This is a genomic window from Luteibacter sp. UNC138MFCol5.1, assembly GCF_900110505.1.
In the GTDB taxonomy this organism is placed as follows: Bacteria; Pseudomonadota; Gammaproteobacteria; order Xanthomonadales; family Rhodanobacteraceae; genus Luteibacter.
Genome location: NZ_FODZ01000001.1, coordinates 940,193 through 960,379, shown reverse-complemented (window position 1 = coordinate 960,379; position 20,187 = coordinate 940,193). Strand labels below are relative to the sequence as shown.

18 protein-coding genes are annotated in these 20,187 nt (G+C 68.9%); 7 read left to right on the top strand and 11 right to left on the bottom strand.

Features of this window, described 5'->3' with window-relative positions; translation table 11 throughout:
• Window positions 1-113: 113 nt before the first annotated feature.
• On the bottom strand, window positions 114-890 hold the full coding sequence (locus tag BMY69_RS04205; protein ID WP_090056513.1) for a TenA family transcriptional regulator: 777 nt from the start codon (window positions 888-890) through the stop codon (window positions 114-116).
• A 219-nt stretch (window positions 891-1,109) separates the two neighbouring features.
• Here BMY69_RS04205 and BMY69_RS04200 point away from each other — a divergent pair, with 219 nt between their 5' ends.
• A complete protein-coding gene (locus BMY69_RS04200; RefSeq protein ID WP_090175481.1) occupies window positions 1,110-3,164 on the top strand; it encodes a M13 family metallopeptidase in 2,055 nt (684 codons plus the stop codon).
• A gap of 2 nt (window positions 3,165-3,166) precedes the next feature.
• Here BMY69_RS04200 and BMY69_RS04195 read toward each other — a convergent pair whose 3' ends face one another.
• From BMY69_RS04195 to BMY69_RS04160, 10 genes are all read right to left on the bottom strand, one after another.
• The gene (locus BMY69_RS04195; protein ID WP_218143118.1) at window positions 3,167-3,907 is read right to left on the bottom strand and encodes an ABC transporter permease; all 741 of its coding nucleotides are present in this window, start codon (window positions 3,905-3,907) and stop codon (window positions 3,167-3,169) included.
• Window positions 3,904-4,833: an ABC transporter ATP-binding protein gene (locus BMY69_RS04190; protein WP_090175480.1), complete on the bottom strand. Its 930-nt coding sequence runs from the start codon at window positions 4,831-4,833 to the stop codon at window positions 3,904-3,906. Before BMY69_RS04190 ends, BMY69_RS04195 begins: the two co-directional genes overlap by 4 nt.
• Entirely contained in the window at window positions 4,830-5,954 is a 1,125-nt protein-coding gene (locus BMY69_RS04185; protein WP_090175478.1) for an ABC transporter permease, read from the bottom strand. The genes BMY69_RS04190 and BMY69_RS04185 overlap by 4 nt, the downstream gene beginning before the upstream one ends.
• Window positions 5,951-6,853, bottom strand: a complete 903-nt coding sequence (locus BMY69_RS04180; RefSeq protein WP_090175477.1) for a glycine betaine ABC transporter substrate-binding protein OsmF — start codon at window positions 6,851-6,853, stop codon at window positions 5,951-5,953. The genes BMY69_RS04185 and BMY69_RS04180 overlap by 4 nt, the downstream gene beginning before the upstream one ends.
• Before the next feature lie 3 nt (window positions 6,854-6,856).
• Window positions 6,857-9,457 (bottom strand): glycoside hydrolase family 31 protein, encoded by a 2,601-nt coding sequence (locus BMY69_RS04175; protein WP_090175475.1) that lies wholly within the window; start codon window positions 9,455-9,457, stop codon window positions 6,857-6,859.
• 122 nt (window positions 9,458-9,579) lie between these two features.
• Window positions 9,580-10,758, bottom strand: coding sequence for a GGDEF domain-containing protein (locus tag BMY69_RS19525; RefSeq protein ID WP_177191070.1), 1,179 nt, complete (start codon window positions 10,756-10,758; stop codon window positions 9,580-9,582).
• A 164-nt stretch (window positions 10,759-10,922) separates the two neighbouring features.
• The gene (locus BMY69_RS19520) at window positions 10,923-12,035 is read right to left on the bottom strand and encodes a porin family protein (protein WP_177191069.1); all 1,113 of its coding nucleotides are present in this window, start codon (window positions 12,033-12,035) and stop codon (window positions 10,923-10,925) included.
• Window positions 12,036-12,097: 62 nt separating this feature from the next.
• Window positions 12,098-14,440 carry a putative bifunctional diguanylate cyclase/phosphodiesterase gene (locus BMY69_RS04165; protein WP_177191068.1) on the bottom strand — a complete coding sequence of 781 codons (2,343 nt, stop codon included), beginning with the start codon at window positions 14,438-14,440 and terminating at the stop codon, window positions 12,098-12,100.
• An 8-nt stretch (window positions 14,441-14,448) separates the two neighbouring features.
• Complete coding sequence (locus BMY69_RS19515; RefSeq protein ID WP_177191067.1) at window positions 14,449-15,096, bottom strand: cupredoxin domain-containing protein; 648 nt, start codon at window positions 15,094-15,096, stop codon at window positions 14,449-14,451.
• Between the two features lie 43 nt (window positions 15,097-15,139).
• Window positions 15,140-15,343, bottom strand: a complete 204-nt coding sequence (locus BMY69_RS04160; RefSeq protein WP_090056493.1) for a hypothetical protein — start codon at window positions 15,341-15,343, stop codon at window positions 15,140-15,142.
• Between the two features lie 143 nt (window positions 15,344-15,486).
• Between BMY69_RS04160 and dusB the strand changes: the two genes are divergently transcribed.
• From dusB to fdhD, 6 genes are all read left to right on the top strand, one after another.
• On the top strand, window positions 15,487-16,473 hold the full coding sequence (dusB, locus tag BMY69_RS04155; protein WP_090175619.1) for a tRNA dihydrouridine synthase DusB: 987 nt from the start codon (window positions 15,487-15,489) through the stop codon (window positions 16,471-16,473).
• Between the two features lie 312 nt (window positions 16,474-16,785).
• Window positions 16,786-17,565 carry an enterotoxin A family protein gene (locus BMY69_RS04150; RefSeq protein ID WP_090175472.1) on the top strand — a complete coding sequence of 260 codons (780 nt, stop codon included), beginning with the start codon at window positions 16,786-16,788 and terminating at the stop codon, window positions 17,563-17,565.
• Complete coding sequence (locus BMY69_RS04145; RefSeq protein ID WP_090175470.1) at window positions 17,562-17,942, top strand: hypothetical protein; 381 nt, start codon at window positions 17,562-17,564, stop codon at window positions 17,940-17,942. Before BMY69_RS04150 ends, BMY69_RS04145 begins: the two co-directional genes overlap by 4 nt.
• 147 nt (window positions 17,943-18,089) lie before the next feature.
• A complete protein-coding gene (locus BMY69_RS04140; protein ID WP_218143117.1) occupies window positions 18,090-18,863 on the top strand; it encodes a hypothetical protein in 774 nt (257 codons plus the stop codon).
• Window positions 18,860-19,237, top strand: a complete 378-nt coding sequence (locus BMY69_RS04135; RefSeq protein ID WP_090175467.1) for a hypothetical protein — start codon at window positions 18,860-18,862, stop codon at window positions 19,235-19,237. Before BMY69_RS04140 ends, BMY69_RS04135 begins: the two co-directional genes overlap by 4 nt.
• Window positions 19,238-19,296: 59 nt before the next feature.
• Window positions 19,297-20,187, top strand: a complete 891-nt coding sequence (gene fdhD / locus BMY69_RS04130) for a formate dehydrogenase accessory sulfurtransferase FdhD (RefSeq protein ID WP_090175465.1) — start codon at window positions 19,297-19,299, stop codon at window positions 20,185-20,187.

Sequence of the window (20,187 nt, the reverse complement as noted above, 5' to 3'; positions counted from 1 at the left end):
GGGCCGGAGGCGCCTGGTCAGGAGTTGATGATGACTGGCTTCGAACCGCATCGAACCCTCATTGATCGATCAAACGGACGTGATAGTGCGCCAGAAGGCGTCCAACTTGCGAGTTACGCGGCCGCCTCGTTCCACTTGCGGACCGTCCCGGCCCCGTCCATGCAGCGATCCAGCGTGATGCTCATGCTGACGTAGCTGCGCCGGACGCATTCCTTGATGTGCTCGATCTGGTCGGCCGGGGGGTTGGTCCCCATCAGCGTGCAGACGATCTCCAGTGCTTCCCACGGATGGGTATCGTCATACGCGGCGTGAAGCTGAAGCCAGCGAAGGCCGGCTTTGCGGCCGGAAATCGGCAAACTTTCCGCGTACGTCTTGCTTTCATAGATCAACTGGGACCAATCGCCGGTCGCCCCCTCCACCGCGTAGTTCGTCGCGGCGATGCCCGCGGCCAGCGAATCGTTGCGGCTCACCTCCTCGCACCAGTCGGCCAGGGCCTGGGTGCCCTTCGGCGGCTCGGCCGACAGCACCTCCTCGCGGGACACCCCCGCGCTCTCCGCCCAGTTCAGCCAGTACTCCGCATGGTTCTGCTCCACCCGGATGTTGCGGACGAGCCAGCGCCGGGCGAGGTCGTCGCCGGCACTGCGGCCGTAACGGGTCTTCAGGAGGCTGTGCGACATGTACCCCGGAAAGCGCTCGATGACGGGCCAGACGCCGACCATGAAGTTACGGGTGGTCTGCGGGTCGAGCGTGGCGGCGCGCATGGCGTCCCACATCTCATGCTCCACGATACCCCGCCGCGCATCCGCACAGGAAGACACCATGTCCTGTGCCCAGATCGGATAGCTGGCGATGTCGGTCTGCGAGCCGGTCAGTTCGAAACGTGCGTTCATATAGATCTCCCTAAAGATCTTCTGCCAATGATGGATAGGCGGACCCGGGCGACCCGCGGCCCGCCCTCCCGGCGCCGTTGCGGCACCGGAAGACCATTAGGGCACATCCCCCCGGCCGCTTTCGTGGAACGGACGGAACCGGGCCTAGTCCATCGGTCATGGACAAAAGTGCGGAGGGGAGGTCTATCGTGGGCTCCCCAACCACCTAGGGATTCGTCCATGGCCACCATCCACCGGCTCCTCGCCGCCTCGATCGCCTGCGGCCTCGCCTCCACGGCCGCCCTCGCGGCCGACGCGCCCTCCGGCATCGACCTGAAGGGCATCGACCGGGCGGTGAAGCCGGGCGACGACTTCAACGGTTACGCCAACGGGGCCTGGGAGAAGACGGCGCAGATTCCCGCCGACCGTGCCAGCACGGGCGTGTTCCTCGAGGTGTTCCAGAAGGCCGAGAAGCGCAACGCCGAACTGATCAAGGCCGCCGGCGAGGGCAACCCGGCGGCGGGAAGCGAGCAGCGCCTGATCGCGGACTACTACAAGGCGTACATGGACGAGGCGGGCATCGAGAAAGCCGGGCTGAAGCCGCTGGAACCGGCGCTGGCCGCCATCGACGGCATCAAGGACAAGACGGCCCTGGCCACGGCGCTGGGCGCGCAGCTGCGCGCCGATGTCGATCCGATCAACGCGACCAACCTCGATACCGAGCACCTGCTGGGGCTGTTCGTGGCGCAGGGCCTCGAAGACCCGTCGAAGAACGTGCCCTACCTGCTGCAGGGCCGCCTCGGCATGCCGAACCGCGATTACTACCTGAAGACCGACAAGGACATGGTCGAGACACGCGAGAAATACGCCGCCTACGTCCAGGCGATCCTGACCCAGGCCGGCACGCCCGACGCCGCGGGCAAGGCGAAGGCCGTCCTCGCGCTGGAGACGAAGATCGCGCAGGCCCAGCTGTCGATCGTCGAGAGCGAGGACATCCACAAGGCGAACAATCCGTGGCCGCGCACCAGCTTCGCGACCAGGGCGCCCGGTCTCGACTGGAACGCCTACTTCAAAGCCGCGGGGCTCGACGACCAGCCGACCTTCATCGTCTGGCAGCCGGCCACCGTGACGAAGTTCGCCGCGCTCGTCGCCAGCGAACCGCTCGACACCTGGAAGGCGTGGCTGCGCTTCCATGCGATCAACGAGAACGCATCCGGACTGCTGCCGAGGGCGTACGACGAGCTCTCGTTCGGGTTCTACGGCAAGACCCTCACGGGCACGCCGAAACAGCGCGACCGCTGGAAGCGCGGCGTGAGCCGCACGAACGTCGACCTCGGCGACGCCGTCGGGCAGATCTACGTGAAGCAGTACTTCCCGGCGTCGTCGCGCAAGGAAGTGCAGGACATGGTCGCCAACATCCTGAAGGCCTTCGACCAGCGCGTCGACACGATCGAATGGATGTCGGCCGCCACCAAGCAGAAGGCGAAGGCGAAGATCGCGACCATCAAGGTCGGCGTCGGCTACCCGGACACCTGGCGCGACTACTCGAAGGTCGTCATCAAGCCGGACGACGCGCTCGGCAACCACGAGCGCGCCGAGCTCGCCGAGTACCGCCACCAGGTCGCGAAGCTGGGCAAGCCCGTCGATCGCAACGAATGGTGGATGACGCCGCAGACCGTCAACGCCGTGAACCTGCCGTTGCAGAACGCCCTCAACTTCCCGGCGGCGATCCTCGAAGCGCCGTTCTTCGATCCGAAGGCCGACCCGGCCGCGAACTATGGCTCGATCGGTGCCGTCATCGGCCACGAGATCAGCCACAGCTTCGACAACACGGGCGCCGAGTTCGACGCCCAGGGGCGCCTCGCGAACTGGTGGACGCCGGAAGACGAGAAGCACTTCAAGGAAGCCGGCCAGAAGCTCGTCGCGCAGTACAACCAGTACGAGCCCCTGCCGGGCCTGCACATCAACGGACAGCAGACCCTGGGCGAGAACATCGCCGACGTGTCGGGCCTCGCGATCGCGCACGCAGCCTACAAGGAAAGCCTGGGCGGCAAGCCCGCGCCGGTGATCGACGGCCTGACCGGCGACCAGCGTTTCTTCCTCGCGTTCGCGCAGTCGTGGCGCAGCAAGACGCGCGACGCGGCCCTGCGCCAGCAGGTGATCGGCGACGGTCACTCGCCCGGTCCCTACCGCGCGCAGACCGTGCGCAACCTCGATCCCTGGTACGACGCGTTCAAGCCGGCGCCGGGCGAGAAGCTGTACCTCGATCCGAAGCAGCGCGTGCGGATCTGGTAGCGTCACCCCCGGCGGATGCGGCGCTCGATCGCGCCGAGCACCGCATCCACGCTCAGTGCGAGCGCGCCGACCAGCAGCGCGCCCTGCACCACGTAGGCGGTGTTGTTGCCGACCAGTCCTTCGACGATGGGCGAGCCCAGCGTGGTCGCGCCCACCGCGGAACCGATCGTCGCCGTCCCCACGCTCACGATGGCGGACAGTCGCACGCCGGCCATGATGGGCCCCGCCGCCAGCGGCAGTTCCACCTCGCGCAGGCGGCGCCAGCGCCCGTAACCCATGCCGTCGGCGGCGTGCAGCGTCGCGGCCGGCACGTGTTCGAGCCCGGCGATCGTCTGACCGAGGACGGGCAGCACGCCATAGAGCACGAGCGCGAGCAGCGTGGGCGCCGCGCCGAAGCCCAACAGCGGCACCGCGATCGCGAGGACGGCGACGGGCGGGAACGTCTGGCCGATCACGGCGACGGCGCGCACGGTCGGCAGCAGCGAGCGCCCGGACGGGCGCGTGGCGAGGATACCGAGCCCCAGACCGATCGCCACGGCGAACAGCGTGGCGATCGTCACCAGCGCCAGATGCGCGAGCGTCAGAGCGCCGAACGACGTGCGCGTGTACAGCGGATGCGAGAGCTCCGGTAGCCAGGCGTGGAACCACGGACCGGATCGCGGCAGCACGAACAATAGCGACGCGAGCACCGCCAGCGGTGCGGCGACGCGTATCACGCCATGCGTATGCCGGGCTTTCGTCACGGTCCGTTCGCCACGAGGTCGGCGAGGACGATCGCGCCGACACGCTCGCCCCGCGAGTTCACCGGCAGCCGATCGCGCCGCTGCGCCAGCATGGCCGCGAGCGCGTCCTGCAACGAATCGGCCACGTCCACCGCCTCGCCTTCCGCGGGCTCGCCGACGCGCATGCTGTCGCGCACGGTGCGCACTGCGAGTTCGCGCAGCCGGGCCCGCGTGCCGCCGACGAAGTCGCGGACGCGGTCGTTGGCGGGACGATGCAGGAGATCGAGCGGCGCCCCCACCTGCGCGATCCTTCCGTCCAGCATCAACGCCACGCGATCGCCGAGCCGGAACGCTTCGTCCATGTCGTGCGTGACGAACAGGATGGTCGTTCCCGTATCGCGCTGGATCGCCTTCAGACTGCCCTGCAGCGACTCCCGCGTGATGGGATCGAGCGCGCCGAACGGTTCGTCCATCAACACGATGCGCGGCCGCGCCGCGAGCGCCCTCGCCACGCCCACGCGTTGCTGCTGCCCGCCCGACAACGTGGCGGGATAGCGATCCGCGATGCCGGGCTCGTCGAGCCGGAGGAGTTCGACGAGTTCCGTCACGCGCGCGCGGATGTCGCCCTCCGGCCAGCCGAGGAGGCGAGGGACCGTCGCGATGTTCTCGCCCACGGTGCGATGCGGGAACAGACCCACCGACTGGATGGCGTAACCGATACCGCGGCGCAGCGTCTCGACGTCGCGCGAAAGCACGTCCTCGCCGTCGATGCGCACCGCGCCCGCGTCGACCGGCACGAGCCGGTTCACCGTGCGCAGCAGCGTGGACTTGCCCGAGCCGGACGGACCGACGAGGACGAAGAACTCGCCGTCGTCGATGCGCAACGACAGGTCGTCGATCACGAGGTGCCCGCCGAAGCGCTTGGTTACGTGGTCGAACTCGATCATGCGCGACGCTCCGTCCATGCGAGGACAGCCTGAAAGACGAAATCCACCAGCAGCGCCAGCACGATGATGGCGAGCGTGCCCAGCAGCACCATGTCGGTGGCTCCCTGTCCGATCCCGAGGAAGACGAAACGCCCGAGCCCGCCCGCGCCGATCAGCGCGGCGACGGCGGCGAGACCGATCGTCTGCACCGCGACGATGCGCAGGCCGGCCAGCAGCACCGGCCATCCCAGCGGAAGCTGCACGCGCATGAGCAGCTGCGTGCGACTCATGCCGAGGCCGCGCGCGGCGTCGCGTGTATCGGCCGGCACGGCATCGAGGCCGGCGGCGGTGTAGCGCACGACGGGAAGCAGGGCGTAGAGCCACAGCGCGAAGACCGCGGGCGCGGCGCCGGTGCCGCCGAAACCCAGGGTGCCGAGCGCCGGCCACGCGCGCGCGAGCCACGCGAAGGGTCCGATCAGCAACGCGAACAGGGCGAGCGACGGAACGGTCTGCAGGAAGGCGAGAATGCCGACGACGACGCCATCGGCGCGTCGCCTCCGCCAGACCCACCAGCCCAGCGGCGCCCCCGTCAGCAACGCCAGCACGAGCGTGGTCCCTGCCAGTCGCAGATGTTCCGCGACGGCGGCCGCGAACGGTGCGCGCTGCGCCCGCCATTCGCGGACGAGCGAGAGTCCGTCGAACGCGCCGGCCGCCGCGAGAACGACGATGGTGAAACCGGCCACGATCCACGCGGCGACCTGCACCGCCGGACGCCGGCCGCGCAGGCCGTCGAGCAGGAGCAGCGCGGCGGCGAGCCACATCAGCCAGAACCCCGCACCGGGCTGCACCCGCGTCGTCGCCGACGCGTCCGAAAGGATGCGCTGGGCTTCCGCGCCGGCGAGCCACGGCAGCCCCGCGATCCCAAACCAGGCGGTGGCCGTGACGACGACGCGCTGCATGGGAATGCGGACCGCGGTGACGGCGATGACGGCAAGCCAGGCCGCGGCGAGCGGCCAAGCGAGCGGACTGACGGCGTGACCCGAGAGCAGGCGGTTCGGGGCGACGTGCAGGAAAGGCAGGCACGCCGCCGCGACGAGCGCCATCGCGGACAGCACGAATACCGGCAGCGCCCGCGACATCATTTCAACAGCCCCTCCGACCGCAGGTAATCCGCCGCGACCGCTCCCGCGTCCTCGCCACCGATCTGCGTCCGCGCGTTCAGCCGCCGAAGCACGTCCACCGTCAGCGGACGGAACGCCGCCTCCAGCGCCGCGCGCATCGCCGGGTGGGCCTGCAACACCGCCTCGCGAACGACCGGCGCGGGCTGGTACACCATCTCCACGTGTTTCGGATCGTCGAGCACGACCAGTCCGGTGACCGCGATCGCGCCGTCCGTCGAATAGACCATGCTCGCGTTCACACCCGACGTACCCTCGGCGGCCGCCTTGATGGTCGCGGAGGTATCCCCGCCCGCCAGCACGAGCAGCTGGTCGCCGCGCAGCGCGAATCCGTAGGCGGACTGGAACGCGGGCAGCGCCGCGTCGCTCTCCACGAACTCGGCGGAACCGGCGAGGAGGACGTCGCCCCCGCCCGTCACCCAGCGCGCGAAGTCCACGAGGCTGCGCAGACCGCGACGTTTCGCGACGTCGCCGCGGACGCCGATCGCCCAGTGGTTGTCGGCCGGCGCCGGCGCGAGCCACACGAGGCGGTTGGCGGCGAGATCGAGCGACGACGCGAGCGCATGGGCTTTCGCGGCGTCGCGGAACGCCGGATCGGTTTCGCGATGGAAGAAGTACGCCGCGTTGCCGGTGTAATCGGGATACACGTCGAGATCGCCGTTGAGCAGCGCGCGGCGCACGATCGACGTCGGGCCGAGCTGCGTCCGGTCCACCACCGGAATGCCTTCGTGTTCCAGCACCTGCAGCACGATCTGGCCGAGGAGCGCGCCCTCGTTGTCCGCCTTGGAGCCGACCCGCACGGCACCCTGCGCCTGCGCGGCCAGGGCGGCCAGGGCGAGCGCGAAGCCCAGCAGGCGACGCAACGGTCAGCGCCCCAGCAGGTCGATGAACCCGCGCTTGAACGCGTCGTCGATCGGCGTCGCCGAGACGCTGTCGGGCAGGGCCGCGAAACGTGCCTCGAATGCCTGCACCGCCTGGGTGAAACGCTCCGCGCGGCCCTCGTCGTCGCCCTCCTCCACCGCGTACTCGATCACGCGCGCCGCCTGCCCGGCGAGGTCGACGTCGTCCGGCAGCGCCGAGATGTCGCCCCAGACCTGCTTGAGGTACTTCACCGCGTCGGCGGCGCGCCGCATGCGGTGCAGCAACGCCTTGGGCGGCGCGTGCTCGGGGGCGAAGCGGGCGACGACGTCCTGCGCCTCGCAGACCGGCACATGGCCGAGGTCGACGCGGATGCATAGCCACGCGGCGTCGAACAACCAGGTTCCCGGCTTCGGCGTCGGGCTGTACGGCAGCGCTTCGCCGTTGACCTCGACGGTCTCGGGGATGCCCGCGTCCAGGAACTGCACGACATAGGCGCGTGTTTCCGGCCGCCCGCGATACCGCCCTTCCATGCCGTCGATGTGCACGCGATGCGCGCGATCGCCGCGGCGGCTGCGCACCGGCGTGCGCGCGAACTCGCCGCGCTGGTAGCCCTGGGTCGTTCCGTCGTCGTCGTAGAGCACGGTGCTGCCCTCGTCGCCGGGGAAGACCTGCAGGATGATCGAGTCCGGCACGGTCGCGAGGTCACGCATGCCTTCGGGGTAGAGCGGGACGACACTGCCCGGGCGGACGAAGATCGGAATCTCCTCCAGCGTGTAGGAACGCTCGAGGATCGCACCCCCTTCGAACGATTCCGCGCCGTCGCGGGTGTACCACAGGCCCGGCGGCAGCCAGACGGGGAACGGCGCTGTGCCGTCGGCACCGACCGGCGTGGTGACCGGCGCGACCAGGATGTCGTTGCCGAACATGTATTGCGCGGGGTGCGCGTACGCTTCCTCGTGCTCCGGCCAGTGGTAGTACATGGGACGCACGAGCGACACGCCGGTGTCGTACGCATGGCGTGCCGCCGCGTAGATGTACGGGGCCAGCTGATAGCGAAGACGGATCGCGGCGAAGATCGCATCGCCGCAGGGCGGCCCGAAGTGCCATGGTTCCTTGTGCAGGCTCGCTTCCTTCGCGGAGTGCGTGCGCAGCACCGGACTGAACACGCCCAGCTGCATCCAGCGCGCGTAGAGCTCGGGCTCGAGATGGCGCTCGGGACGCGGGATGTGCTTGTGGAACGTATGGCCGCCGATGTCGTGGCTCCAGTAGCCGTACAGCACGTTGGAGGCCATCGCCGTGAAGTGCGGCTGGTACGCGAGCGACGTCCACGAGATCACGCTGTCGCCGGAGAAACCGATCGGATAGCGATGGTTACCGAGGCCGCCCCAGCGGTGATAGATCAGGCCGCGTTTCTCGCCATCGCGCTGCATCTCGGTGAAGAACGCATGGTTGAGCCACCACGTGTTCGAGAGGCCGGGATGCGCCTTCGATTCCGGCCATTGCTGCCAGTCGAGCCACCAGAAGTCGACGCCATCCTCTTCCAGCGGGTGCAGGATGGTGTCGAACAGCGCGCGCATGTACGCGGGCGAGGTGCCTTCGAACGGGATCGGCGCCTGCGTGCTCGTGTCCCACGACAGCGCCGCGGCCATCGCTTCGTAACGTTCCTCGTGCGGCATGACGCCCGAGGCGGGATGAAGGTTGAGCGTGATGCGCAGGTTCTGGCCGCGCGCCCAGCGCATGAAGGCCTTCGGATGCGGAAACAGGCTGCGATTGAACGTGTAACCCGTCCAGCCCGATGCTTCGCCGAAAACGTCCTTGTGCTCGTGGCCGGGGCGCAACGAAAGACCCGGCGTGGTATGCCAGTCCATGTCGAGCACGAGCACGTCCAGCGGAATGCGCTCCTTCTCGAAACGCGCGCCGAGCGTGCGTAGCTCCGCGTCGGAGTAGTTCCAGTAACGCGACCACCAGTAGCCGAAGACGAAGCGTGGCGGAATCGGCTGCGGCCCCGCGATCGACGCGAAGTCCGAGAGCGCCGCCATGAAGTCGCGGCCGTATCCGAAGAAATACAGATCCTGCCGCTCGCCCCGCGGCCGCTCCAGCACCCAACCGTCGTCGTCCAAACCGAAGGCGTGCGTGTCGTCGACGACGTGCCAGCCATCGCGCGCGATGAGGCCTTCCTCCAGGGGGAGTTTGCTGCCGTCCTGCCACGTGTCGCCGTCGTAGCGATCGAGCGTGCGATAGGTGCCGCCGAGGTTGGCCTGCTGCGCATCGCCGGGGTGCCAGGTGATCTCGCCGTCGGCGGTGCGCACGACGATCGACAGGTTCGCGGCGTCGAAGCGGCCGCCGCCTTTCGTCCAGCGGAGCCGGAGCCGGCCCGTGTCGATGGCGAGCCCGTCGGCGTCTTCGGTGAGCGTGAACGGCGGTACGTCCACCGCGCGATGGACGACGACCTGCGTCCGGTCGTCACGGAAGACACGGGCGGCACTCCATTCCAGGCGGATGAGGCGCGGCGTGAGGACGGTGAACCGGACCTCGCCGCGCTCGACGATGGCCTCGGGCCGGGCTGCCGCTCCCGTGACGGGACGGCTCTGAGTCGTGGCTTCCATGGGCTTGCGTCACCCCTTGTCGGACCGGAGGCGGACCATTATGACGCGTTGCCGCATCGAACCGGTGAACGGGCTCGCATTCTTGAAGGAATCGATGGTGGAGCGTTTCTACGATCGGTGCCTCAGAGCACCACGCAGCAATTGCGTCCGGCGCGTTTCGCGGCGTAGAGCGCGCGATCGGCGCGGTCAAAGACGGCCGCGGCACGCTCCGCCGCGGTGAAGCGCGTCAGCCCACCCGACATGGTCACGGTGACGGGTTTCGAGCTCGCGTGGAACGCGAGCTTCTCCACCGTGGCGCAGAGGCGTCGCGCCAGTTCCTCGGCGTCGTCGGGCCCCATGTCGGAGAAGAGGACCACGAATTCCTCGCCACCGTAGCGTGCGACGAAGGCGCGGCCGTCGAGTTCACGCGCGAGCGTCTGACCCACGATGCGCAGCACGGCGTCGCCCGCCGCGTGGCCGTACGTGTCGTTGATCGCCTTGAAATGATCGATGTCGAAGGCGCCGACGCAGGCCACGCCGCCCTCCTCGCGCACCTGTCGCTCGACGTCGGCGACGCGGCGATCGTAAGCGAGGCGGTTCGGCAGTCCGGTGAGGCCATCGGTCAGCGCGAGCTCGTGCTCCCGGCGAAGCGAATCCTGCAGGCTGGATGCCTGCGACTCGAGCTGCTCGACACGATCGTGCATGCGCTCGGCGCGTTCGCGGTACGCCGAAAGCCTCGCGTCTTCACGCTCGCGAAAGTCGCGGAAGTGGCGGTCGATGACCGAAAGCCGCTCGTCGACCTCGGCCTGTAGGCTCGCCAGATCCGTGGCCGCCTGCGTTTTCTCGCCGAGCAGGCGCATTTCCTCGCGCACCTGGGCGTCGAGCCGGTGGCCTTCCGTCGCGCCGGCGTCCGCTTCGTCACGCTCGCCGGCGAGGTAACGGGTCATGTCGCCCAGCCGCGCGCTGACCGTTCCGAGCAGTTCCTGCAAACGCGCCACGTCGGCGCGCAAGGCGTCGACGACCGCATCCTCCGTGGTGTCGGATGCACGGGCGGCACCCGGCGGCGCGGCGTCCAGGCGGGTCACGGCCTCGGCGAGTCTTTCCAGGAGCGGCTCGACGGTCGCCGGCGACGGCGAACCGCGCAGTTCCGTCGTCAACCGGTCGAGCAGTTCGTCGAGTTCGCCGCCATCGCCCCGGACCAGCACGGCCAGCCGCAGCGAAAGCCGGCGCAGCACGTCGCCGACGGCTCGCGACGCCTCTTCGTCGCGCTCCATCCGCTCCAGCGCAAGATGGTACTTGCGCTCCCAGATCCCCTCGTCCAAGTCGTCCCGCCGTCGCTCGTTGCCCTGGGCGGATCGTACGCCGTGCGGGCGCGCCGTGGGAGCGGACCTGACGGCGACATGTTCCGGGGCCGTTCGCCACAGGCCCTGCGACTCTTCGCGAAGAGCCGTCGCGGCCAGGTCCGCTCCCACATGGTTCCGAGGCGTCAGTAGTAGACGCGCGCCATCAGCTGCCACTGCTCGCCGCCCTGTCGCGACGGATCGCCGATCACGGCGGACGCGTCGCGATCGACGTGCACGTGCAGCCATTCCGCCGTCAGGCGCAGCCAGTCGCGCGGTCGCCAGTTGAGCGCGGCGGTGACGGCGTGGCCGCGCTCGCGAGGGTTGTCGGTGCCGAAACGCTCGACACGGAGCGCCGGCCGCCAGGCGCCACGGTTCCAGCCGGCCAGCAGGAAGGCCGAACGGAACGGCGTCCGGTAGCTCACGCCGTCGGGCCGCACGTCCGTATCGCCGTCCATCGCCTGCGCGATGAGGGTGACCGGGCCGCGTGTCCACACCGCGCCCGCCGACCAGAAACGCGTTCGCCAGGCGAACAGCTTCTCGCCGCCGGCGTAGAGCCTGTAGGCCGAGGGATCCGCGCGGTTGTCGTAACGCAGGAGGCGCAGCTCCCACCCCGCCGGCGCCTTCCACGCCGCATCGGCGTACCAGCCGGTACGGCCGCCTATCGCGTGGAAGGGATCGTAGACCTCGCGCTCGCCGGCCTCGGCGGGTTCGCGCAGCCGGCCGCCCAGCCCGTAGGTCACGTCGCTGAGCGACCATCCACGCAGCGCGAGGATGTTCCCGGCCACGTCGTTGTGGCGGAACAACCCGCCCCCCGCCGTGAACGTGCCGGCGACGCCGCGCCACTCCTCGCGCGCCTCCGCGCCGAAGCCGCGGATCTCCTCGCCTACCCAGCTGTTGATCGCCGATGGCGTGACCGTCCACGGGCTGGTCCAGCCGATACCATCGTTTTCCAGCGATATCGGCAGGAAGTAGAGTCCCGCCTTCATGGAGCCGCGCCACGCGCTCGTCGACACCGGCCGGTAACGCAGGAACGCCTCGGGAACCTGCAGATCGGTGCGGTCGGTGCGCTGCGCCTGCACGTCGACCAGCGCGAACAGGGCCGGTGTCAGCTGCGCCGTGACGACGACACCCGCCGCGCCGAAGCGGACACCGCGCTCGCCGTCGCCGTAACGCGTGTGGCCGCTACCGCCGTCGATGAACGATGTCGGTGACGGCGCATCGACGAGCCTCGCATCGGCGAAGGCGTGCAGTTTCACGTCCCGCGCGGAGGCGACGGACGCGCACGCCCCCAGAAGGACGAATGCGAAGTGACGGCGCATCACGAGTCGCCGCTGGCCGGTGCCATGCATCGCGCCACGAAGTCCGCGAACGGCATCGGCCGGCCGACGAGGTAACCCTGCGCGTGATCGCAACCGACTTCGGCGAGGAACGCCAGGCTGCCTTCGTCCTCCACGCCCTCGGCCGTCACGCGGTAGCCGAGACGGTGGCCCAGCTCGACCAGCGACTGGACGATGACGCGGTCGGTTTCATCGGTGGCGAGGTGCTGCACGAACATCCGGTCGATCTTCAGCTCGGTGACGGGGAGGCGGCGGAGGTAGGCGAACGACGCCTGGCCGCTGCCGAAGTCGTCGATGGCGACGTCGATGCCCATATCGGCCAGCTGGCCGAGGACCTGAAGCGCCGCGGCGGGTTCGTGAATCACCGCGCTCTCGGTCACCTCGAGGCTAAGCGCCTGCGCAGGCAGGCCGTTGGCGCGAAGCAAGGCTTCCACCCGGCCGGCGAGTTCGGGGTCGCCGACGTCACGGGCGGAAAGGTTCACGGCGACGGTGACGTCGATACCCGCCGCCGCCAGGGCCGTCATCTCCCGGATCGCGCGCGCCAGCACCCAGCGCGTGAGCCGGCCGATGGTGCCGGTTTCTTCCGCGACGGCGACGAAGAGCTCGGGCGATACGGCGCCCCGGCCCGGACGATGCCAGCGCACGAGCGCTTCGGCGCTGTCGATGACGCCGTCGGCCATGCGACGTTTCGGCTGGTACCAGAGCTCCAGCGCGTCGGCCTCGATCGCCGCGCGCAGCTCGCCCATCAGCGAGAGACGTTCCGGCCGGTGCGGATCGGCTTCGGGATCGTAGACGTCGACGCCGCGCGTCGATCCCACCGCCGCGAACTCGGCGACCTCCGCGCGCCTGAGCAGGATCGCGGCGCGCTCGCCATGTCCCGGCGTCAGCGCGATGCCCACGGCGGGCCCCAGGTCCATGCGGATGTCGGCTTCCAGGTACGGGAGGCCCAACGCGTCCATGATCCGGAACGCGGTGTCGATGGCCTCCATCCTGCCGGTGTCCCGCAGCCAGACGGCGAACTGCGTGTCCGTCGCGCGAGCCACGAAGTGCGTGCCGGCGACCTGTCCGAGACGCACCGCGGCTTCGCGCATCAGGCGATCGGCCAGCGCGTGGCCGACCGTCTTCACGATCTCCGGAAGCCGATTGACGCCCACGATCAGCAGGGCGCCCTGCATGCCGGGCGTCGTGGCCAGATCGTCGTCGACGGCCGACTCGGCGGCCGCCCGGTTCGGCAGGCCCGTCACGCCGTCGTGCGACGCCTGGTGGAGGATGCGCCGCTCGCGCTCGCGGATCGCGTCGGTCATCGTGTGGAACGCGATGGCCAGGTCGCCCACCTCGTCGCCACGGCGCACGTCGGGCACGTCGTCGTAATCGCCCGCCGCGATGCGTCGCGCCGATCCGGCCAGCGCTTCGACGGGACGCGCGACACCGCGCGCCACGAGCCACGCGACGAGGAAGCCGCCGGCGAGTCCGACCAGCAGCACGGCCAGCCAGGCATTCCAGACGGGAAGGTAAGGACGCAACGCGTCGTCGAGCGAATAGCCGAGCACGGCGTAGACCGCGCCGCCGCCCTTCGGCTGGCGCAGCAGCTGGGCGAGCACGAGGTACTCGCGACCGCCGATGGCGGCGAGCGTCGGTGTCGACGGCAATGGCTCGCCTCGCGCGGAGAGGCTCTCGGTCAGTCCGGAATCATGGCTGCCCCGCGCGATCACCGCGTAGCGCCCTTCGCCGACGGGCGTCGCCAGTTCCACGTCGCGCGGCAGCGCGGAGAGTTCCTGCATGTGCGCGAGCAGCGCGTCGTCCACCGGAATGCTCGCGACGACGAGCCCGACGGGCTGTGGCGCGTAGATCGGCACGACGACCAGCCAGTACGCCTTGCCTTCTGACACGATCACGGCCGCGCTGCGCCTGTCGTAGGCGCTGGCGAGCAGGTCCGGGAACGCGAACGGTTCGCCGTCGCTGGCCGGCGCCAGTGTGTCGGCCTGCACGCGTCCGTCGAGGCCGAGCAGCTGCATGCGCGCGGCACCGACGCGGCGGCCGTGGTTGCGCAGCACCGAGAGCACCGTCTCCTTGTCGCGCGCGCCGATCGCGGAACGAAGCCCGTAATCGAGCGAGAGGATCTGCACGCCGTTCGCGACCCGAACGGAGAGATCGTTCATCTGCGCCACGAAAGCGCCCGCGTTGACGCTGAGCTGCCGGCCACCTTCCGCCACGAGCTGGCGATGGGCGATGCCGTACGTCAGAAGCGCGGTCAGCCCCTGGACGAGGACCAGCGAGGCGACGAAGAACAGGGCAAGCCGCGAGCGGAACCCGGGAGCGCGCATGCGTCGGGTCAGTAACCGATGTGTTCGCGGTCCGACATGCCCCGTGGATCGGGCAGGAGGGCCAGCGTGAACGTCACCTTCCCTGGCGTGGAGTCGTCGACCTGCAGGCCCTGCACCGGCAGCGCGATGCCGGGCCGCATCTGGGGGTGCCATGCGTGGGCGCGATAGCGGCCCGCGCCGACGCCGTCGAGCACGGCCTGCCCCTTCGCGTCCGTAGTCGCCATGTCGGCGTCCTTCGTCACGTAGAGGTAGGCGATCATCATGTCGTGGATGTTGCAGCCCACCGCGATGTTGCCGGGGCGCGGCAGGACCAGCGGCGGCGAGCTCTCGCCCGGCTTGAGCACGAATTCGAACTTCGCCAGGTCGGAGAAGGAGTAGACCTGGTGCCGCGTGCCGTCGCTGTTGCGGAAGACGATGCTGTCGCCCGCGTGAAGCGCGGTCACGTACGGGAGGAAGGTTTCGTTCTTCTGATCCACGTAACGCGTGGCCGGGACGATGGGCTTCGCCGCGGTGCCCGGCAGGGGCTCGAGGCTGACGACGGCGTCGCGCACCGGCCTGCCCTCGACATCGACCACCTCGACGGCGACGCGACCGGCATGGGCCGGCCCCATGGCGAGCGAAAACAGGGTCGCCGTGGCGATCAGCAGACGTGGCATGGACTTCCCCCGGGAATGAGGCAAGCCTAGCCCAGATCGACGCTCAACCGCGAACAGGGCGCAGCAACCGGCAGACCCCGACCATGTGGCGGTGCGACCCGCAGGGGTCGGTGCTCCAGATATCGTTGTGCGGCCGGGTCGCGGCCACCTCGTCGAACGACGGCCGCCCCGCCCCGCCGGCCACGCCGCAGGCCAGCGACAGCGCGATACCCGCAAGGATCGCCACACTCCGGATCGTGCTGCGCATGGTTCCACCTCCCCTTTCGTCGCTTCCGACGTTAGGGCGTGGCATGTGAAGGGACAATAGACCGAATGGCGGGATGGCGTTTGGGGGAGTCCATCGGTCCGTCGCCGACGCACGCCTGCGGCGAATGTCGTAAAATCAACGGCATGCGTATCGGCCCCTACTCCATCTCGCCCGCCGTGGTGCTCGCGCCGATGGCCGGCGTCACCGACAAGCCGTTCCGGCTCCTGTGCAAGCGCATGGGGGCAGGCCTGGCGGTGTCCGAAATGACGACGGCCGATCCGCGACTGTGGAACACCACCAAGTCGCTGCGCCGCATGGATCACGATGGCGAGCCGGAGCCGGTCAGCGTCCAGATCGCGGGTTATGACCCGGGGATGCTCGCGGAAGCGGCGAAGTACAACGCCGACAACGGCGCGCAGATCGTCGACATCAACATGGGGTGTCCGGCGAAGAAGGTCTGCAACGTCTGGTCGGGCTCCGCCCTGCTCCAGGACGAACCGCTCGTCGCGCGCATCCTGCAGGCGGTGGTCAAGGCCGTCGACGTACCGGTGACGCTGAAAATCCGCACCGGCTGGGATCGCGAGCACCGCAACGCGCTGACCATCGCGCGCATCGCGGAAGACGCCGGCATCGCCGCGCTCGCCATGCATGGCCGCACGCGCGCGGACAAGTACGAAGGCGAGGCCGAATACGCGACGATCGCCGCGGTGAAGGCCAGCATTTCGATACCGGTGCTCGCCAACGGCGACATCGTCGATCCGGTGAAGGCGCGCGAGGTGCTGCGCCAGACCGGCGCGGACGCCGTGATGATCGGACGGGGTGCGCAGGGTCGTCCGTGGATCTTCCGCGAGATCGCGCACCACCTCGAGACCGGCGGCTTCCTGCCGGAGCCCTCGCCCGCCGAGGTGCGCGACATCCTCGCCGGGCACCTGGAGCACCTCTACGCGTTTTACGGCGAGCGGATGGGCGTGCGCATCGCGCGCAAGCATCTCGGCTGGTACGCGAAAGATCGTCCGGAAAACGCCGCGTTCCGCCACGTGGTCAACCAGGCCGAGGATGCCGCCACGCAGCTGCGGCTGACGCGCGAGTATTTCGACGCGCTCGCCGCCGGCGTGTCGCTGGCGGCGTAAGGCGCTCACCGGTACGGCAGTTGGAGCGGACCTGGCCGCGACGGCTTTTCGCCGCAAGTCTCGATCTCACGCGCCAGCTCCCAGGTGTTCGCGAAAAGCTGTCGCGGCCAGGTCCGCTCCCACAACAGCGACGTCGCGGTCAGGTCCACTCCAACAAGCAGCGATGATGTGGCCAGGGGCAGTCCCACAATGGGTCATCTAGCGGCCTACAGCGCTTAGGGAACGTCCGTGCGTCGTGGCGAGGGCTACACCGCCTGCGTCGCCGTGGGCTCGCCCGCAAAATGAGCGCTTTCCAGGCGCACGGATGCCCGCATGCTTCGCTTCATCGTTTTCCTCGGCCTCGTCGCGGTGTCGTTCGCGTGCCACCCCGAGCGTTTCCTCTACCGCATGGACATGCGGCCACCCGACGTGATCTTCGCCACCGGCTTCGTGCCACCCGGCGCGAACACCAACCTGTACCGGCACGTCACCGGCCAGACCTGCTACTTCAGCGAGCACAGCGGCGCGTTCGTCGCCACCACGTCCGATCCGCAGTTCGCGCTCGACTGGGGTAGCGAACTCGTCCGTAGCGGACGCAGTTTCTACATCTACCGGATCCGCCAGACCGCGCACTTCTACAACACGACGACCAGCCTGATGCACGCGTATGCGGTCACGGGCACGGAGGCCTACCGAAGCACGGCGGCCACGTTCGTCGAGCAGAGCGAGTGGGCTTCACGCGGCGCCATCCCGCCGAGCACGATCATCGATGCGACCCACTACATCGCCCGCGGGTCGATGGAGGCGCCCGAACGTATCGGCACGACGTCGAATCTTCGCTACGTCGCCGCGCCCGCCACGGTCGTCAACACGCCATACCGCTGGGACTACCGCGAAGACGCGCCGGCGGCGCCCGACTCGCCAGGCGCCATGTGCGGCAGCTCGTGCTTCAGCTTTTCGCTTTTCAGCGGCCGCACCAAGCGGCACGCCCCGGTCGAAATCATCCACAACGTGCTCGCCTGCAGGAAGAACGTGGCGAACCGGACATCCGCGCTCGTGAACCTGTTCGACGAGACACCCATCATCGAAGAGAAGATAAAGGACGAAATGTGATTCCGAAGAAGACCCACTCCGCCGCGCGCTCTGCCTGGCTCGCCTGCGTCCTCGCGCTGTCGCCCCTGACGGCCGGCGCACAACAACACAACGCCGTGCCGGCCGCCGACAATCCCTACAACACGCCGATCGACCGCAGCGCCCGGTCGAGCGGTTTCCGCTGCGGCGTCACGGTGGAGTCGGTCTGGAGCACCGCGTCCGACGACATCTACGCCGCCTTCTCCGACGACAGGATCTGGTACCGCGTTCCCCGCGCAGGCATGCAGCCGCTCCTCTACACCGCCTATTCGCTGGGCCGGAAGGTCTGTTACCAGACCAAGGGTTACCCGCATGCCGACATCGGCATCAACGTCGTCTTTCTCGATCCCCTCAACTGACGCGAGCACGGCACGCCCCTGACGCGGGGCGAGCCCGCACGTACAGCTCACCGGGATCTTACGGGCGGCACGATGAGGCTCGCACCGCCTGCGGGCGTGAGGGCGGATACCCAGAATACCGCGCTTCCCACGGTTTCCGGACGCCACATGAAAGCCTGGCTGGTCCTCCTTGCTCTGTTCGCGTTGCCGATCGCGGGCCATGCGGAGAACTTCCTCTACCGCATGGACCATCGCGCGCCCGACGTGATCTTTTCAACGGGGTTCGTCCCTGCGGGCGACAACGCGAACCTGTTCCGTCATGTCACGGGAGAGACCTGCTATCGGGGCGAGCGCACGTCTGGCTTCGTGGCGACCACATCCAGTCTGCAGTTCGCCCTGGACTGGGGAAGTGAATTCGCGCGACGCGGCCACCGGTTCTTCGTGTACCGGATCAGGCAGACGGATCAGTTCCACAGCACCACGACGAGCCTCATGCACGCGTTCGCGTCGACGGGAAACTCGCCATATCACCAGGCGGCACGCACGTTCGTCGACCAGGGGGAATGGGCTGCCCGAGGCGCCATTCCCCGCGACACGATCGTCGACGCCGTCGAGTACATCAGTCAGGGACGTGGAGCGGCACCCGACCGGGTGACGAGCCATGTGAACCTGAACTACATCGCCGGACCATCCATTGTCGCGACCGAACCTTTCATCTGGCGGTACCGCGAAGACCAGCCGGCCACACCCGATTCGCCGGACGCCTGCAGCAGCTCCTGCTTCAGTTTCCTGCTGTCCCCCGACCGCGGCAGACGCCAGGCGTCCCGCGACGTCATCGGGAACGTACTCGCATGCCGAAGAAGAATGGCCGATCGCCTTGCCGTGCTGATCCGGCTGTTCGACAAAAAACCCGTCGATTATGAATGGAGAGAAGACCCGTGAATCCTGAGAACAAGTCGCGACCACTGACGATCCCCATTGCATGCGCCATCGCCCTGCTTCCGATAGGCGCCATCGCACAGCAGCACAACGCGACTCCCGCGGAGGACAACCCGTACAACACGCCCATCGAGCGATCGGCCCGGTCGCCCGGATTCCGCTGTGGCGTCACCGTCGATTCCATCTGGACCAGCGGTGCCGACGATGCCTACGCGGCCTTCTCCGATGACAGGAACTGGTATCGCGTCCCGCACTCCGGCATGCAACCGTTGCTCTACACCGCGTACTCACTCGGCAGGAAGGTCTGTTACCAGACCAAGGGTTACCCGACCGAGGACATCGCCATCAACATCGTTTTCTTCGACCCGCTGAACTGACAAGGCAGCGGCCCGCCGTTGGCCGTAGAATCGCTTCCGGCACCAGAGCGGAAGCATTCATGAGCGAGAAGCAGGTCTCCGGGATCGATATCCAGCGTGCGGTCGCCGGTGCGCCGGCGCCGCACCGGACGCCACCCGTCGGCTGCGCCACGCGGCCCGTCATCCGCTTCGAGCGCGGCAAGCGCGCCGAGGACGACGACCGCCTCGCGGAAGAAGTCCCGGTCGCCATGCATTTCGACGGCCAGCCGTTCGCCGTAATGATGACGACACCCGCCGACCTCGACGACTTCGCGCGCGGCTTCGCCTTCACCGAGGGCAAGGTCGGATCGGTCCTCGACATCGTCGACATCGAGGTACGCGAGGTGCTCGAGGGCATCGTCGTCGACATCCGCACGGCGACCGGGCTCGCCGCGCGACAGGACGCACCGGCCGTCACGCACGAACCGGCCGCGCGCGAGCTGCCGGGCCGCAGCGGCTGCGGCATCTGCGGTAGCCGCGAACTGGAAGACGTCGTGCGCCATCCGGCGCCGGTCGCGGCGGGGCCGACCGTCCCGGTCGACGCGATCGAACGCGCGCTGGAGGCGTTGCGCGCCCGGCAGCCGATCAACGCGTTCACCGGCTCGGTGCATGCCGCCGCCTGGTCGCTGCCCGACGGCAGCATCGTGAAGGTGCGCGAGGACGTCGGCCGGCACAACGCGCTCGACAAGCTCATCGGCGCGATGCTCGTCGACGGTACCGATCCGCGCGACGGCTTCCTCGTGATCACGAGCCGCGCGAGCTACGAGATGGTGACGAAGGCCGCGGTCGCGGGCATCACGATGGTGGTCGCGATCTCCGCGCCGACCGCGCTGGCCGTGCACCTCGCCGCCGACTGCGGCGTGACGTTGCTGGGGTTCGCGCGACCGGGGCGGTTCAACATCTACACGCGAGCCGAGCGCGTGATGGGCTGA

Coding starts and splice junctions, on each gene's coding strand:
- BMY69_RS04205 (WP_090056513.1), bottom strand. CDS start 890: ATGAACGCACGTTTCGAACTGACCGGCTCGCAGACCGACATCGCCAGC.
- BMY69_RS04200 (WP_090175481.1), top strand. CDS start 1,110: ATGGCCACCATCCACCGGCTCCTCGCCGCCTCGATCGCCTGCGGCCTC.
- BMY69_RS04190 (WP_090175480.1), bottom strand. CDS start 4,833: ATGATCGAGTTCGACCACGTAACCAAGCGCTTCGGCGGGCACCTCGTG.
- BMY69_RS04185 (WP_090175478.1), bottom strand. CDS start 5,954: ATGATGTCGCGGGCGCTGCCGGTATTCGTGCTGTCCGCGATGGCGCTC.
- BMY69_RS04175 (WP_090175475.1), bottom strand. CDS start 9,457: ATGGAAGCCACGACTCAGAGCCGTCCCGTCACGGGAGCGGCAGCCCGG.
- BMY69_RS04165 (WP_177191068.1), bottom strand. CDS start 14,440: ATGCGCGCTCCCGGGTTCCGCTCGCGGCTTGCCCTGTTCTTCGTCGCC.
- BMY69_RS19515 (WP_177191067.1), bottom strand. CDS start 15,096: ATGCCACGTCTGCTGATCGCCACGGCGACCCTGTTTTCGCTCGCCATG.
- BMY69_RS04160 (WP_090056493.1), bottom strand. CDS start 15,343: ATGCGCAGCACGATCCGGAGTGTGGCGATCCTTGCGGGTATCGCGCTG.
- dusB (WP_090175619.1), top strand. CDS start 15,487: ATGCGTATCGGCCCCTACTCCATCTCGCCCGCCGTGGTGCTCGCGCCG.
- BMY69_RS04150 (WP_090175472.1), top strand. CDS start 16,786: ATGCTTCGCTTCATCGTTTTCCTCGGCCTCGTCGCGGTGTCGTTCGCG.
- BMY69_RS04140 (WP_218143117.1), top strand. CDS start 18,090: ATGAAAGCCTGGCTGGTCCTCCTTGCTCTGTTCGCGTTGCCGATCGCG.
- fdhD (WP_090175465.1), top strand. CDS start 19,297: ATGAGCGAGAAGCAGGTCTCCGGGATCGATATCCAGCGTGCGGTCGCC.